The following is a 13,070-nucleotide window of genomic DNA, read 5'->3' as shown; positions in this document are numbered from 1 at the left end:
AAGTGATCAGCCGCAAGACGCCAGGAGTTCGCGCAGCTCCGTGACCACGGCCCACTCGTCCGTCCCCTCCAGCGCCGCGAGCGCCGAGCCCCACTCCTCGCGCGCCGCGCCGACCTCCCCCCGCTCGCGCAGCAGCAGCCCGTGCTGGTGGCGGGCGAGACCGGCGGTGTAGCGGTCGTCGCGGGCGTCGGCCCGGCCGAGCAGCTCGGCACACTCGCGGGCGGCCCGCCGGTCGCGGCCCAGCAGGCGCAGGGCCCGGACCAGGCCGAGCCGGGTCCGGGACTCGCCGTACCAGTCGCCGTGCCCGCCGAGGATGCGCAGGCTCTCCTCGAAGTGCGGGACGGCGGCGGCCGGCTGCCCCAGCCGCAGACGGGCGTACCCGATGTTGCAGTGCGCGGCGTGCCGCACGATCACGGCGCCGATCTCGTCCCCGAGGGCGAGCGAACGCAGGTGCTGCTCGATGGCGGCCCGGGGGTCGGTCGGCTCGACGAGGTTGCCGAGGTGGCTGTGGGTGATGGCTTCGCCGTAGGGGTCGTTCAGCCGCCGGGCGTACTCCAGGCTCCGCGTCAGTGCCTCGCCCGCCTCGGCGCGCCGGCCGAGCCCGTCCAGCAGCAGGCCCCGGTTGTTCAGGCAGCGGCGGATCCAGGAGGTGTGATCCAGCCGCCGCCAGAGGGTGAGCGCGCGGTCGTTGAGGGCGAGGGCCTCGCTGAGCCGGCCGGTCAGGAAGTGCAGCCCACCGAGGTCGGCCAGGGCGTACGCTTCCGCCGCCGTGTCCCCGAGCCGCCGGGCGACCCGGAGGCCGGCCTGCCCGAGCACGTCCATCTCGGCGAGGCGGCCCCGGCGGTGCGCGTACGGGGAGATCAGCCGGACGAGCGCGGAGACCAGGCCCGCGCGCCGCTCCGAGGGGGTGTCCGCGTACCGCTCGACCAGGGCGACGACGTTCTCCAGCTCGCCGTCCCCCCAGGCGAAGGCCTCCTCGGGGCCGGCGAAGGGCATGACCGTGGCGACCTGGGCCGCATGGCCGCCGGGCTGACTCGCGGTGGGCCGAAGGCGGTCGTCCCGGTCGAGGCCGGGTTCCACGATCGCGGCGAGGACGCGCTCGGCCACAGCGGCGTACCAGTGCAGCGCCGTGCCGGCGAGGTCCACGGCACCGGCGGTGTGGACGGCCCCGTGCTCTGCGGCCCGCTCGCGGGCGAAGTCGCGCACCAGGCCGTGGGGCGCGTAGCGGCCGTACGTCGTCTCCTCCAGCAGGGCCACGTCGAGGAGGCGGTCCAGGGCGTCCTCGGTGCGGGGTTCGCCGATGCCGGTGAGACGGGCGAGAAGAGGGGCGCCGTACGTGGGCAGGTCGAGCGCGCCGATGGCACGCAGGGTGCGTGCCGCGTCCCGGTCGGCCTCGCGATCGGAGCCCGCGAGCGCGTCGTACGCGACGGCCAGCGAACGGCCGACGCTCAGGTCGTCGTACTCCAGGTGACGCAACCGCCCCTCGGCGGCGGCGAGCTGACCGGCGAGCATCTCGGGGGTCAGGGCCCGGCGGGCGGCGAGCCGCGCGGCGACGACCCGCAGGGCCAGCGGGAGCCGGCCGGTGAGCTCGACGAGGAGCCGGGCGGCGTCCGTGCCGTCCAGGCCCTCACGGCCCGAGGCGCTGCGCAGGAGTTCGGCGCTCTCCTCGTCCGACAGCGGGGCGAGCGGGAAACGGGCCGCGCCGTCGAGGGCGGTCAGCGGTGAACGGCTGGTGACGATCACCGCGCATCCGGCACCGCCCGGCAGCAGCGGCCGTACCTGTGCGGCGCTCGCGGCGTCGTCCAGCACGAGCAGCGTGCGGGCCGGTGCGAGCAGCGACCGCAGCAACGCGGCTGCGGCGTCCGGCTGTTCGGGGATGCGGCAGGGCTCGACGCCGAGGTCGCGCAGCAGCGCGGTGAGTGCCTGACCAGGGGTGAGAGGTGCCATGCCCGGGGTGGCGCCGTGCAGGTCGAGATGGATCTGCCCATCGGGGAAACGTTCCGCCAGACGGTGGCCGACGTACAGGGCGAGCGCACTCTTGCCGACTCCGGCCATGCCGCTGATGACGGCGACGGGGTGGGGGGCGGGTGCGGTGAGCACCCGGTGCAGGGAGTCGCGGACGGTGTTGCGGCCGATGAAACGGATGGGGGGCGGCGGAAGTTGGGCGGGCGCGGGCAACGGCACCGGCATACCCGCTTCGCTGCGCGAGGGCCTGCCCACCGAACGGGACGGAGCCGTGTCGGCTGGGCCGGCGGGCGCACCGCCGGCCGGACCGGTGGGCGCACCGCCGGCCGGACCGGGCGGCGGCCCTTCGCCGTCACCCGGCTTGTCCTCCGCACCGGCGTCCCCCAGGGCCCCGCGCAGCACCTCCACGTGTGCTGCCCGCACACCCGCCCCCGGTTCGATGCCGAGTTGACCGACGAGGCGGGCGCGCAGGTCCCGGTGGACGGCCAGGGCCTCGGCCGGGCGCCCGGTGCGGTGCAGGGCGAGCATCAGCTGGCGGTGGTACACCTCGCGCAGTGGATACGCTCCGGTCAGCGCCGCCAGCTCCGGGACCAGCTCCTGCAACCGCGTGCCTCCTAGCGCCAGTTCGGCGTCGTAGCGCCACTCCAGGAGCAGCAGCCGGGCCTCGCACAGCCGCTGCGCGAAGGCGTACCCGCCGACCTCGGGCGGCAGCCCGGCGAGGGGCGCGCCCCGCCACAGCGCGAGCGCGGCCGTGCACTCGCGCACGACCCGCTCCCAGGCCCGGCCGGCGTGCGCGGCGCGCGCGGTGGCGACGTGGCCGTCGAAGACGTGGACGTCCAGCTCGCCCTCGTCGAGCCGCAGCACGTACCCGGACGGCACGGTGCGCAGCCGTCCGGGATCGTCGAGCAGCCGCCTCAGCCGGGCGATGTGATTGTGCAGCGAGGCCTGCGCGGAGACGGGCGGCGCCTCGCTCCACAGCGCGTCCTTGAGCGCCTCCACGGAGACGACCCGCCCGGCGTCGAGGAGCAACGCGGCCAGCAGAACACGGGACTTGGGGCTCGCGACGGCCCTGGCCTCACGCCGGTCGCCGCCTTGGACGTCGCGGAACAGCACCGGCGGCCCCAACAGCCCGAACCGCATCATCGCGCCACTACCCCCCGTGCACCGCCTTGACGAGTTTCCGCCCCCGGACAGCGCATTCCCGCCATCCGGCTCTCACCTGCTGCGCCGGGATCGGCCGATGTACTGGCCGTCCTTGATCTTGGTTCGGCGACTTCCGGCCAATCGCCGGATGACGCAACGGCGAAGCGTTGGCCATATGTTAGCGATCCGTTGGCAAAGCCTGATGTGATCACTACATCGGATCTGGCCCGGCGGCGCGCGCGTCTGGACGCGCAACTCGGGGGAGTGTCGCCGCCGCGGCCGGGTCCGGGTCCCGGTCGGCGGAGGTGAACGGCCGGGGCCCTCTCCCTCTCCCCGGCGGACCGGACTCCACGGCCCGCCGGACGGCAAGGCGCCCGTGCGTCTCAGATGACAGGCGGCCGCCCCAGCCGGGTGAGCCGCCACACCGTCCGCCACCGCATGGGCCGCCGCTCCCCCGCCGGTTCCCGTACGCCTTCCACGAAACCGCCGATCCACGCGCGCAGCCCGGCACCCGACCGGTTCCGGGCGAGGGTGAGCAGCACCCAGACGCCCAGGTGGACGGGGACGAGCGGGAGCGGCAGCCGGCGGCGGGCCAGCCAGACCCGGTTGCGGGCGTTCACCCGGTAGTAGATGGCGTGCCGGGCGGGCGAGGTCCTGGGATGCCGGAGCAGCAACTCCGGCGCGTACAGGATCCGCCACCCGGCATCCGCGGCGCGCCAGGCGAGGTCGGTCTCCTCGTGCGCGAAGAAGAACTCGGCGGGCCAGTCGCCGATCTCGTCGAGCATCGTCATCCGCAGGGCGTGCCCGCCCCCGAGGAAGCCGGTGACGTAACCGCCCCGGCGGGGATCGGAGTTGCCGATCCGGGGGACGTGCCGCTGCTGCGTCTCGCCGAGCTCGTCGACGATCCGGAAGCCGACGATGCCGAGCCGCTCGTCGGCGGCGTACAGGTCCCGCACGCGGCGCAGCACGTCGGGGTCGACGAGCAGGCCGTCGTCGTCCAGGTCCACCACGACGTCGATGTCGCCGAACTCCCGCAGTTGCTCCAGGGCCGCGTTGCGCCCGCCGGGGCAGCCGAGGTTCTCGTCGACTTCGACGGTCGTGACCTCGCCGGGCAGCGACAGCCGGCGGGCGAAGTCGGGCAGGGGACATCCGTTTCCGACGACGACGATCCGCTCGGGCGGCACGTCCTGCTTGGCCACGGACTCCAGCAGGGCGTCCACCTCGTCGGGCCGGTTGCCCATCGTCACGACGGCGACGGCGATCCTGGGTGCCCCCACGTCCTCACCTCATCCGGTCGGCAACTGACTGATTGACGGGCGATGCTAGCCGTTCACGGTAGGGACACCGTGAGGACGCCTGCCGGACGGCGGTTTGCCGACGCCGTTCGACTGCTCCCTTCTGCCACTTGGTTCAGCACGGTCGGCACCCGACCGGAACGGGCACAGGATGTCGGGTGCGGCAGGGCACGCGCTGCCTAGCGTGAGGGCTCGAAAGGAAGGAGACCGGACGTGCTGGACCGGCTCAACCAGGCGATGGACCGGATCGAACGGGACCTCGGCCACACCGTCGACGTGGCGGATCTGGCGCGTACGGCGTGCACCTCGGAGTACCACCTGCGCCGCATGTTCTCCGCCCTGGCCGGCATGCCGCTGTCGGAGTACATCCGCCGGCGGCGGCTGACGGTCGCGGGCGCGGAGGTGCTGTCGGGGGACGCGACGCTCCTGGAGATCGCGGTCCGCCACGGCTACGGCTCGGGCGAGGCGTTCGCGCGGGCGTTCCGCGCGATGCACGGCGTGGGCCCGGGCGAGGCCCGTCGCACCGGCGCCGCGCTCGTCTCCCAGCCCCGGTTGACCTTCCGCCTCACCGTCGAAGGGAGCAGCAGCATGCAGTACCGCGTCCAGGACCGCCCGGCCTTCACCGTCACGGGCTTCAAGACCCGGATCCCCCTGATCCACTCCGGCCCGAACCAGGCGATCATCGATTTCGTCCGTGGCCTCGACAGGGCCGCCGTGGAGCAGTTGGAGAAACTGTCCGGCCAGGAGCCGCACGGCATCGTCGCCGTGTGCGACGACATCGATCCGAGCCGCGCGGAGGGCACGGAACTCGACTACTACCACGCGGTGATCACCCCGGCACCGGCACCGGCACCGGCACCCGAGGGCATCACCGTCCTCCCGGTCCCGCCGGGCACCTGGGCGGTCTTCACCGCCTCGGGACCCGCTCCTCAGGCCATCCAGCAACTCTGGCACGACGTGTACACCGAGTGGTTCCCGTCCAACCCCTACCGCACCCGCCCCGGCCCGGAAATCCTGCGCACCCGCCTGTCCCCGTCCGGCACGGAGGCGGACGCGGAACTGTGGCTCCCGATCGAACGGGAACCCGGCCGCTGAACAGGCAGCGTCCCGGGCCGGCTTCCGGCCGGCCCGGGGCGGTCAGGGCCTCGGGTCTTGCGAGGACTCATCCACAGCCCCGCGGCGCCGCAGGCGCAGCAGTATCCCGCCCGCCGCCAGCGTCCCCACGGCGCCCGACGCGATACCGAGCGCCAAACCGCCGCCGAAGCCCGGTCCGCCGCCCGGCGCCCGGCCCTCGTCCGGGGTTGCGACCTGTACCTCTCCACGCAGGACGATCGAGGGGTAGTCGCACACGAAGTCGCGGTCCTTCTCCGTCACGCAGTCGGCGTCCTTGTGGCGCAGCGTGAACGTCACGGGATACGTGCCGGGCTTCAGGTTCTCTCTGATCCGGCCCGCACCCACCCACGCGCTCTTGGTGTCACCGAGGGTGGTTTCGTCGGTCAGCGCCGGGCTGGAGACCTCCACCGACGTCGGGTGCGGATTGCCAGGGCGCTCCTTGACCGTGAGTTCCACTGCCTCGCCGGGTCCTGCCGGACCGCTGACGGAAACGTATCCACCTCCGGGGAAAGGGAGCCGATCAGCGCGGGCCGTCGTGGACTGACCGAGCAGGATCAGAGGTGCGGCAACCGCAACGAGTCCGACATATCCGCATGCGCGTGTGAGTTGGGTCATATGCGCCTTTTCTTGCATGAAACAGACCTATGATCACGGCTGACCTTGACGCATTCACGCCAGGCGGCATGAGACGCGTCTCCTTTGATGACGGGGAAATCGACCATGACGTTGCGCAGAGCTCTGGGTGCTGTGGCGGGGGCTGCGGCACTCATCCTGCTGCCGGGTCTTCCGGCATACGCGGACCAGAGCGATCCGCCTCCCTCGGGGAACACCGCACCGAGCGCCCCGGCGGAACAGCCTTCCGTTCCGCCGTCCCCCCTCCCGGCGAGCGGGGATGACGACGCGCGCGGGTTCACGCCGGCCGACGCCGACAGCTACTGGACCCCGGAGCGCATGCGGGCCGCGAAGCCCGTCCAGGAGCAGGAGGCCAAGCAGTTTTCCGCTCCCACCAGGATGATCCGCTCCCCCAGCAAGCCGTTCGAAGGGCTGCCCATCGTCGGCACCTTCTTCTGGAACGACGGCACCGACACCGGCCGCTTCTGCGGTGGCACGGTCGTCAAGAGCCCCGGCAAGAACATCGTGATGAGCGCCGGGCACTGCTTCGACGACCAGGACGCGCGCAAGAACCTCACGTTCGTCCCGCAGTACGACGACGGCAAGAAGCCGCACGGCGCCTTCACCGTCAAGCCCGGACGTATCTACGTCGACAAGCGATACCTCTCCAAGGGCCCGGACGCCGCGGCCGACCTCGACTTCAACTTCCTGCAGCTCGAACCGCGCGGTGGCAAGAACGTCGAGGACGTCGTCGGCGGTGCCGAGTTGATGATCGACGCCGGGTACGCCCACGACCCGGTTCGCCTCATCGGCTACCCGGCCAACCAGAAGCGCCCGCTGGACTGCACGGACAAAACCGTCCGCTACAACAGCACCGACCCGAAGATCCCGGGCAGTTTCCTGCGTATCGCATGCGACAAGTACTCCGGCGGCGCGTCCGGCGGCCCGTTCCTCATCAAGCGAGGCGGCGGCTGGGGTCTCATCGGCGTCATCGGCGGCTGGAAGACCGGCGGTGACAAGGACGACATCTCCTACAGCTCCTACCTCGACGCTGACGCGAAAGCGCTGTACGACGACGCGGTCAACAACCGTCAGCCGGCCGGCCGTGGTGTTCTGGGCAAGGCCGAGACCTGGAAGCACGCGGAGGTCATCGCCGGGGGCTACTTCACCGACGGCAATCCCGGCTCATGGGACTACGCCGACCTGATCGTGCGCTGGTCCGACGGCGAAGTGACCTTGTACCGCGGTGCCGGTGAGGACGGCGACAACTTCGACAAGGAGATTCGTCTCACCGGGCCCAACGGCACCTGGAAGCACGCCGAGACCATCGCGGCGGGCGACTTCAGCGGCGCCGACACGGACGACCTGATCGTCCGCTGGACCGACGGCGAACTGACGCTCTATCCCGACGTCGACGAGAAGGGTTTTCACGGCGAGGTCCAGCTGCAGAAGCCCAACGCCACGTGGAAGCACGCCGTTTCCATCACCGGTGGCCGCTATACGACCGGCAACAAGTGGACCGACGACCTCCTGGTCCGCTGGAGCGACGGTGAAGTCACCCTGTACACCGACGTCAATCGCGACGGCTTCCACGGCGAGAAGAAGCTTGCTGCGCCCAACGGCACCTGGAAGCACGCCTCGTCGATCACGTCGGGCGACTTCACCGGCAACGACCAGCACGACCTCATGGTGCGCTGGACGGACGGCGAACTGACCCTCTACAAGGATCTCGACCAGAACGGCTTCCACGGCGAGATCCAGGTGAAGAAGCCCAACCGGCTCTGGACCCACGCCACCCTCCTGGGCGCCGGCGACTACACGGAGAACCGCCATCCCGACGACTTCCTGGTGCGGTGGTCCGACGGTGAGCTCTCCATGTACCCGGACGCCGACGAGACCGGCCTGAACCGCGAGATCACACTGGTGTACCCGCCCGCCTGAGGTCTTCCTCCGGACAGGAGGAGGGCTCTCGTCTCCCCTGGGCGGGAGAAGAGCCCTCCTCCCACCGTGCGCTCTCAGTTCGTCCGGGACGGCTTCTTCTTGTTGAAGAGCCAGGCGTCGAAGAGCTTCGTCAGGTTCTTCCCGGACTTGCCCTCACACAGGGCGATGAACTGTCCGGTGTCGGCGTTGCCGTGCCGGTGCTGTCGGGTCCAGGTACGGAGAATGTCGAAGAAGGTCTCGTCGCCGACGGCCTCACGCACCTTGTGCACGACCATGGCGCCGCGCCCGTAGACGGGCGGGTCGGAGACGCGCCCCGCGCTGGGAGGATCGGCCGGAGGGAAGGCCCAGATTCCCTCGCTCTCGGCATCCGTGCCGTCGTAGAAGTCCTCGAAGATCTCGTCGGTGTTCCTGCCGCCCTGCTCCTCCTCCCAGAGCCACTCCGCGTAGGTGGCCATACCCTCGTTGAGCCAGATGTCCTTCCACTTGCGCAAGGTGACGGAGTTGCCGAACCACTGATGCGCCAACTCGTGGACCAGCAGACTCTCGTCCGGCGCCTCATCGAAGTAGGGCTTGGTCTGGGTCTCCAGGGCGTAGTCGAGCTCGGGCAGGTGGTCGACGATGGCGCCGGTGGAGGAGAAGGGGTAGGGACCGAAGCGCTCGCTCGCCCAGCCGACGATTCTTGGCACCAGATCTTTGACGTCTGCGGCGTCTTCGGACTCGTCGGGGTCAATGGCGACGTAGACGGGCAGGTCGTCGTCGGTCGAGTCCTTGCCGACCTCGAAGTAGCCGACGGAGACGTGAGCGAGGTAGCTGGCCATGGGCTCTGTGGTGCGCCAGTGCCGGGTCACCGTCCCGCCCTTGTCCTCTTCCTTGGTCAGTTCGCCGTTGCTGACCACGTCGTAGGGGGTGCCGTCCTCGTCTTTGGGTACGGTGACGGTGATGTCGTACGTGGCCTTGTCCGAGGGGTGGTGGTTCCCCGGGAACCAGGTCATGGAACCGGCGGGCTGGCCGAGGGCGGTCGAGCCGTCATCGGTCTCTATCCAGCCTTCCAGGCTTCCGTCGTCGTCCTCGATCGTGCGGGGGGTGCCGTCGTAGGTGACGACCGTCTTGAAGATCTCGCCTTCCTGGACCGGCTTCGCCGGTGTCACCAGCAACTCGTCCTTCTCACGCCGGTATCGGGCCTTCGCCCCCTGCACCGTGGCCAGGCGTATCCGCAGCCCTGACAGGTCGAGGTTGAAGCGGCTGAGGTCCTGGGTGGCGCGCGCGGTGATGACAGCCGTGCCCTTCAGACGGTTGGTCTCGGGCACGTAATCCAGGGTCAGTCCGTAGTGCGTCACGTCGTAGCCGCCATTACCGAGTGCGGGGAACAGCAGGTCACCGACCCCGGCCGCGCCGGGCTTCGAGGCCGCGGCGGCACCGTCCCCGGGCGCGGAGCCGGTGCAGGAGGTCGTCATGACCAGGAGCAGTGCTGCAGCCGGAACCCAGCCGGACAGACGGACCGGGACCGCCGGCCGAAGCCGACGGTCGTTCGCTCTATGAGGGCTCATCTCATGTCTCCAGCCGATCGCGGGGCGCGAGACGTCAGAGGCCCTGCACTGCCTCGTGGTTGTCTCATGGTTGGTAAAAACACATCCAGCGCCATCAGGCGACATGCCACGGACATGATCAATGGTGGCTGAGAGCGGTCCCTCCGGATCACCGGGGCACATCACCAGCGATGCTGCAGCGGAAGAGCACCGGGCAACACAAAAGGCCAGGTCACGGGCTATGTGACCTGGCCTTCGCTGGAGCCGCCTTCGGGATTCGAACCCGAGACCTACGCATTACGAGTGCGTTGCTCTGGCCATCTGAGCTAAGGCGGCGCGCTGTCCGCACTATGGTGCGATCAGCAACGACGGTAAGTCTACACAGTTTCCGAGGGTGCTCCGCACCAGGCCCGGCAGTGGGCCCCGCGGGGCCGGGAGCAAGGCTATGAGCAGCGCTTTCCGTCCGCGGGCGGGGTGCCGCGCACCAGGTAGGCGTTGATCGTCCGGTCGATGCAGGAGCTGCCGCGGCCGTAGGCGGTGTGGCCGTCGCCCTCGTAGGTGAGCAGGCGCGCCGAGGAGAGCTGACCGGCCAGGGCCCGCGCCCAGCGGTAGGGGGTGGCCGGGTCCCGGGTCGTGCCGACCACGACGATGGGCGCCGCGCCCTCCGCCTCGATGCGGTGCGGCTCGCCCGTGGCCTGCACCGGCCAGTAGGCGCAGTTCAGGGCGGCCCACGCGAGCCCCTCGCCGAAGACCGGCGAGGCCTTCCGGAACTCGGGCAGGGCGCTGCGCACCTGGTCGGGGGTGTCGAAGGCGGCCGGCAGGTCCAGGCAGTTCACCGCCGCGTTGGCGAACATCAGGTTGCTGTAGGCACCGTCGCCGTCCCGCTCGTAGTAGCCGTCCGACAGGACGAGGAGTCCGGAGCCGTCGTTCTCCTTCATCGCGGACGTCAGCGCCTCGCGCAGCTGTTCCCAGGCACCCTCGTCGTACATGGCCGCGATCACACCCGTCGTGGCCAGCGACTCGGTCAGCGTCCGGCCGCCGGCGTCACCGGTGGGGACGGGCCGCGCGTCCAGCTTCGCGAAGAACGCCTTGAGGTTCTCGCCCACCCGCTCGGGCGAGGTGCCCCTGCCGCCCAGCGGGCAGTCGGCCTGGCGTACGCAGTCCTTCGCGAACGACCGGAACGCCGTCTCGAAACCCGCCGTCTGTTCCAGGTTCAGCCGCCGGGCCGGCAGCGACGGGTCCATCGCGCCGTCCAGCACCAGCCGGCCCGCCCGGTCCGGGAACAGCCCGGCGTACGTCGCCCCGAGGAACGTGCCGTACGAGGCACCGACATAGTTCAGCTTCTCGTCGCCGAGCGCGGCCCGCACGATGTCCATGTCCCGGGCCGCCTCCACGGTGGACACATGGCGCAGCAGCCGGGGCGCGTCCGCGCCGCAGCCCTCGGCGAACGTCCGGTACGCCGCGACCAGCCCGTCCGCCTCCCGCCCGTCGTCGGGTGTGGCGTCCGTGCGCGTGTACCTGTCCATCCGCGGCCCGTCCAGGCACTTCACGGGCTCGCTGCCGGCCACACCACGCGGATCGACCGCCACCACGTCGTAGCGGGCCCGTACCTCGGCCGGGTAGCCGATGCCCGCGTACGCCTGTACGTAGCCGACCGCCGAACCGCCCGGCCCGCCCGGGTTCACCAGCAGCGAGCCCAGCCGCTTGCCCGGGCCGGTGGCCTTCTTGCGGGTGAGGGCGAGCCGGATGTCACCGGCGGACGGCTCGGCGTAGTCGAGCGGTGCCTTGAGGGTGGCGCACTCGAAGCCGGAGACCCCGCACTTGCGCCATGCCGGCTTCTGCCCGTAGTACGTCGCGAGGGCCGCGGGCGTGGCCTGGGGCAGCGCGGCCAGGGCCGCCTCCTGCGCGGCGGAGGCGGCGGACGTCGTCGTGCTCCCGGAGGAGCAGGCGGAGACGAGCAGCGCGGCCGCGGCGACGAGACCGGCGGCGGTCCTGGCCCGGTTGCGTGGCCTGCGCTGGAGACTCCGGGAGCCGGATACGAAGGCGGAGCGAGGGGTGCGCCGTGTGTCCATTCAGCGAGCGTAACTCTGCGCGACGGCTCGGGTGCCGAGCGTGCGCGTCGCGCCTCGTACGAGTTACGGCGTCAACCGCGCGTCCGTCGTGGGTGCCCGCGCCGTGTGCCGGTCCCGTGTGCCGGTCCCGTGTTTCCTGCCGGTCCCTCAGCCCGCTCTGAGCGCCATCGTCATCGCCTCCACCGCGAGCAGCGGCGCCACATTGCGGTCGAGGGCGTCGCGGCATGCCGCGATCGCCTCGATACGGCGGAGTGTGGACTCCGGGGAGCTGCCGCGGGCCAGGCGCTCCAGGGCATCCTCGGCGTCCGCGTTGGCGATGGCCACGCGCGAGCCGAGCTGCAGGGCGAGGACGTCGCGGTAGAAGGCCGTGAGGTCGGTCAGGGCGAGGTCGAGGCTGTCACGCTGTGTGCGGGTTCTGCGGCGCTTCTGCTTGTCCTCGAGGTCCTTCATCACGCCCGCGGTGCCGCGCGGCATGCGGCCGCCCTGGGCGGCGCCGAGAGCGGCCTTCAGTTCCTCGGTCTCCTTGGCGTCCGTCTCCTCCGCGAGCTGCTTGGCGTCCTCGGCAGCCGCGTCGACGAGCTCCTGGGCGGCCCTCAGCGCGCCGCCGATGTCCTCGACGCGCAGCGGCAGCCTGAGCACGGCGGCCCGGCGTTCACGCGCGGCCGGGTCGGTGGCGAGGCGGCGGGCCCGGTCGACGTGGCCCTGGGTCGCACGGGCCGCCGCGGCGGCGACATCGGGCTCGATGCCCTCGCGGCGTACGAGCATGTCGGCGACGGCGTCGACCCTCGGCGTGCTCAGGTTCAGGTGGCGGCAGCGGGAGCGGATGGTCGGCAGGACGTCCTCGATGGAGGGGGCGCACAGCAGCCAGACCGTGCGCGGAGCGGGCTCCTCCACTGCTTTGAGGACGGCGTTGGCCGACTTCTCGTTCAGCCGCTCGGCGTCCTCGACGAGGATGATCTGCCACCGGCCGTTCGCCGGCGAGGTGAACGACTTGCGGACCGTGTCGCGCATGTCGTCGGCGAGGATCTGCGTGCCGACGGCGGCGACGGTGGAGACGTCGGCGTGCGTGCCGACGAGGGCCGTGTGACATCCGTCGCAGAAGCCGCAGCCCGGGGAGCCGCCGAGGGCCCGGTCGGGGCTGACGCACTGCAGCGCCGCCGCGAACGCGCGCGCCGCCTGGTTCCGCCCAGCCCCGGGCGGGCCCGTGAACAGCCACGCGTGCGTCATCTTCGACGCCTCGGGCGGCGGTGCGGCGGTGGCGGCCGCGGTGACCAGCGCGTCGGCGTCCCGAGCGGCGGCGGCCAGCTGCTCGCTCACCCTCTCCTGCCCGACGAGGTCGTCCCACACGGTCATGGGTCACGCCGCCCTTCCGTCACGTTCCGCGTTGCCAGATCCATTGTGGG

At 71.4% G+C, this 13,070-nt stretch carries 8 protein-coding genes and 1 tRNA gene; 2 read left to right on the top strand and 7 right to left on the bottom strand.

Annotation, left to right across the window (positions count from 1 at the left end):
* Positions 1–6: 6 nt before the first annotated feature.
* Positions 7–3,108: a BTAD domain-containing putative transcriptional regulator gene (locus AB0937_RS01895; RefSeq protein ID WP_366708982.1), complete on the bottom strand. Its 3,102-nt coding sequence runs from the start codon at positions 3,106–3,108 to the stop codon at positions 7–9.
* A 383-nt stretch (positions 3,109–3,491) separates the two neighbouring features.
* On the bottom strand, positions 3,492–4,385 hold the full coding sequence (locus AB0937_RS01890; protein WP_366708981.1) for a glycosyltransferase: 894 nt from the start codon (positions 4,383–4,385) through the stop codon (positions 3,492–3,494).
* A gap of 231 nt (positions 4,386–4,616) precedes the next feature.
* On the opposite strand from AB0937_RS01890, the gene AB0937_RS01885 reads away from it, so the two are divergent.
* On the top strand, positions 4,617–5,498 hold the full coding sequence (locus AB0937_RS01885; protein ID WP_366708980.1) for an AraC family transcriptional regulator: 882 nt from the start codon (positions 4,617–4,619) through the stop codon (positions 5,496–5,498).
* Positions 5,499–5,540: 42 nt separating this feature from the next.
* On the opposite strand, the gene AB0937_RS01880 is transcribed toward AB0937_RS01885, so the two are convergent.
* A complete protein-coding gene (locus AB0937_RS01880) occupies positions 5,541–5,972 on the bottom strand; it encodes a hypothetical protein (RefSeq protein ID WP_366708979.1) in 432 nt (143 codons plus the stop codon).
* 264 nt (positions 5,973–6,236) lie between these two features.
* On the opposite strand from AB0937_RS01880, the gene AB0937_RS01875 reads away from it, so the two are divergent.
* The gene (locus tag AB0937_RS01875) at positions 6,237–8,069 is read left to right on the top strand and encodes a trypsin-like serine protease (protein ID WP_366708978.1); all 1,833 of its coding nucleotides are present in this window, start codon (positions 6,237–6,239) and stop codon (positions 8,067–8,069) included.
* Positions 8,070–8,143: 74 nt separating this feature from the next.
* Here the strand turns inward: AB0937_RS01875 and AB0937_RS01870 are convergent, their stop codons facing one another.
* The 4 genes from AB0937_RS01870 to AB0937_RS01855 all read right to left on the bottom strand — a co-directional run bounded on the left by AB0937_RS01870 (position 8,144) and on the right by AB0937_RS01855 (position 13,020).
* Complete coding sequence (locus tag AB0937_RS01870; RefSeq protein ID WP_366708977.1) at positions 8,144–9,523, bottom strand: M1 family metallopeptidase; 1,380 nt, start codon at positions 9,521–9,523, stop codon at positions 8,144–8,146.
* 331 nt (positions 9,524–9,854) lie between these two features.
* Positions 9,855–9,931 (bottom strand) — tRNA-Thr (locus tag AB0937_RS01865).
* A gap of 107 nt (positions 9,932–10,038) precedes the next feature.
* Positions 10,039–11,667 carry an alpha/beta hydrolase gene (locus AB0937_RS01860; RefSeq protein WP_366708976.1) on the bottom strand — a complete coding sequence of 543 codons (1,629 nt, stop codon included), beginning with the start codon at positions 11,665–11,667 and terminating at the stop codon, positions 10,039–10,041.
* A 147-nt stretch (positions 11,668–11,814) separates the two neighbouring features.
* Complete coding sequence (locus tag AB0937_RS01855) at positions 11,815–13,020, bottom strand: DNA polymerase III subunit delta' (protein WP_366708975.1); 1,206 nt, start codon at positions 13,018–13,020, stop codon at positions 11,815–11,817.
* Positions 13,021–13,070 lie beyond the last annotated feature (50 nt).

Origin of the sequence: Streptomyces sp. NPDC047880 (assembly GCF_040706515.1) — a bacterium.
Classification (GTDB): domain Bacteria; phylum Actinomycetota; class Actinomycetes; order Streptomycetales; family Streptomycetaceae; genus Streptomyces.
The sequence above is the reverse complement of the archived record's forward strand: the minus strand, read 5'-3'. Positions and strand labels throughout refer to the sequence as shown.

Coding starts and splice junctions, on each gene's coding strand:
- AB0937_RS01895 (WP_366708982.1), bottom strand. CDS start 3,108: ATGATGCGGTTCGGGCTGTTGGGGCCGCCGGTGCTGTTCCGCGACGTC.
- AB0937_RS01875 (WP_366708978.1), top strand. CDS start 6,237: ATGACGTTGCGCAGAGCTCTGGGTGCTGTGGCGGGGGCTGCGGCACTC.
- AB0937_RS01870 (WP_366708977.1), bottom strand. CDS start 9,523: ATGACGACCTCCTGCACCGGCTCCGCGCCCGGGGACGGTGCCGCCGCG.
- AB0937_RS01860 (WP_366708976.1), bottom strand. CDS start 11,667: ATGGACACACGGCGCACCCCTCGCTCCGCCTTCGTATCCGGCTCCCGG.
- AB0937_RS01855 (WP_366708975.1), bottom strand. CDS start 13,020: ATGACCGTGTGGGACGACCTCGTCGGGCAGGAGAGGGTGAGCGAGCAG.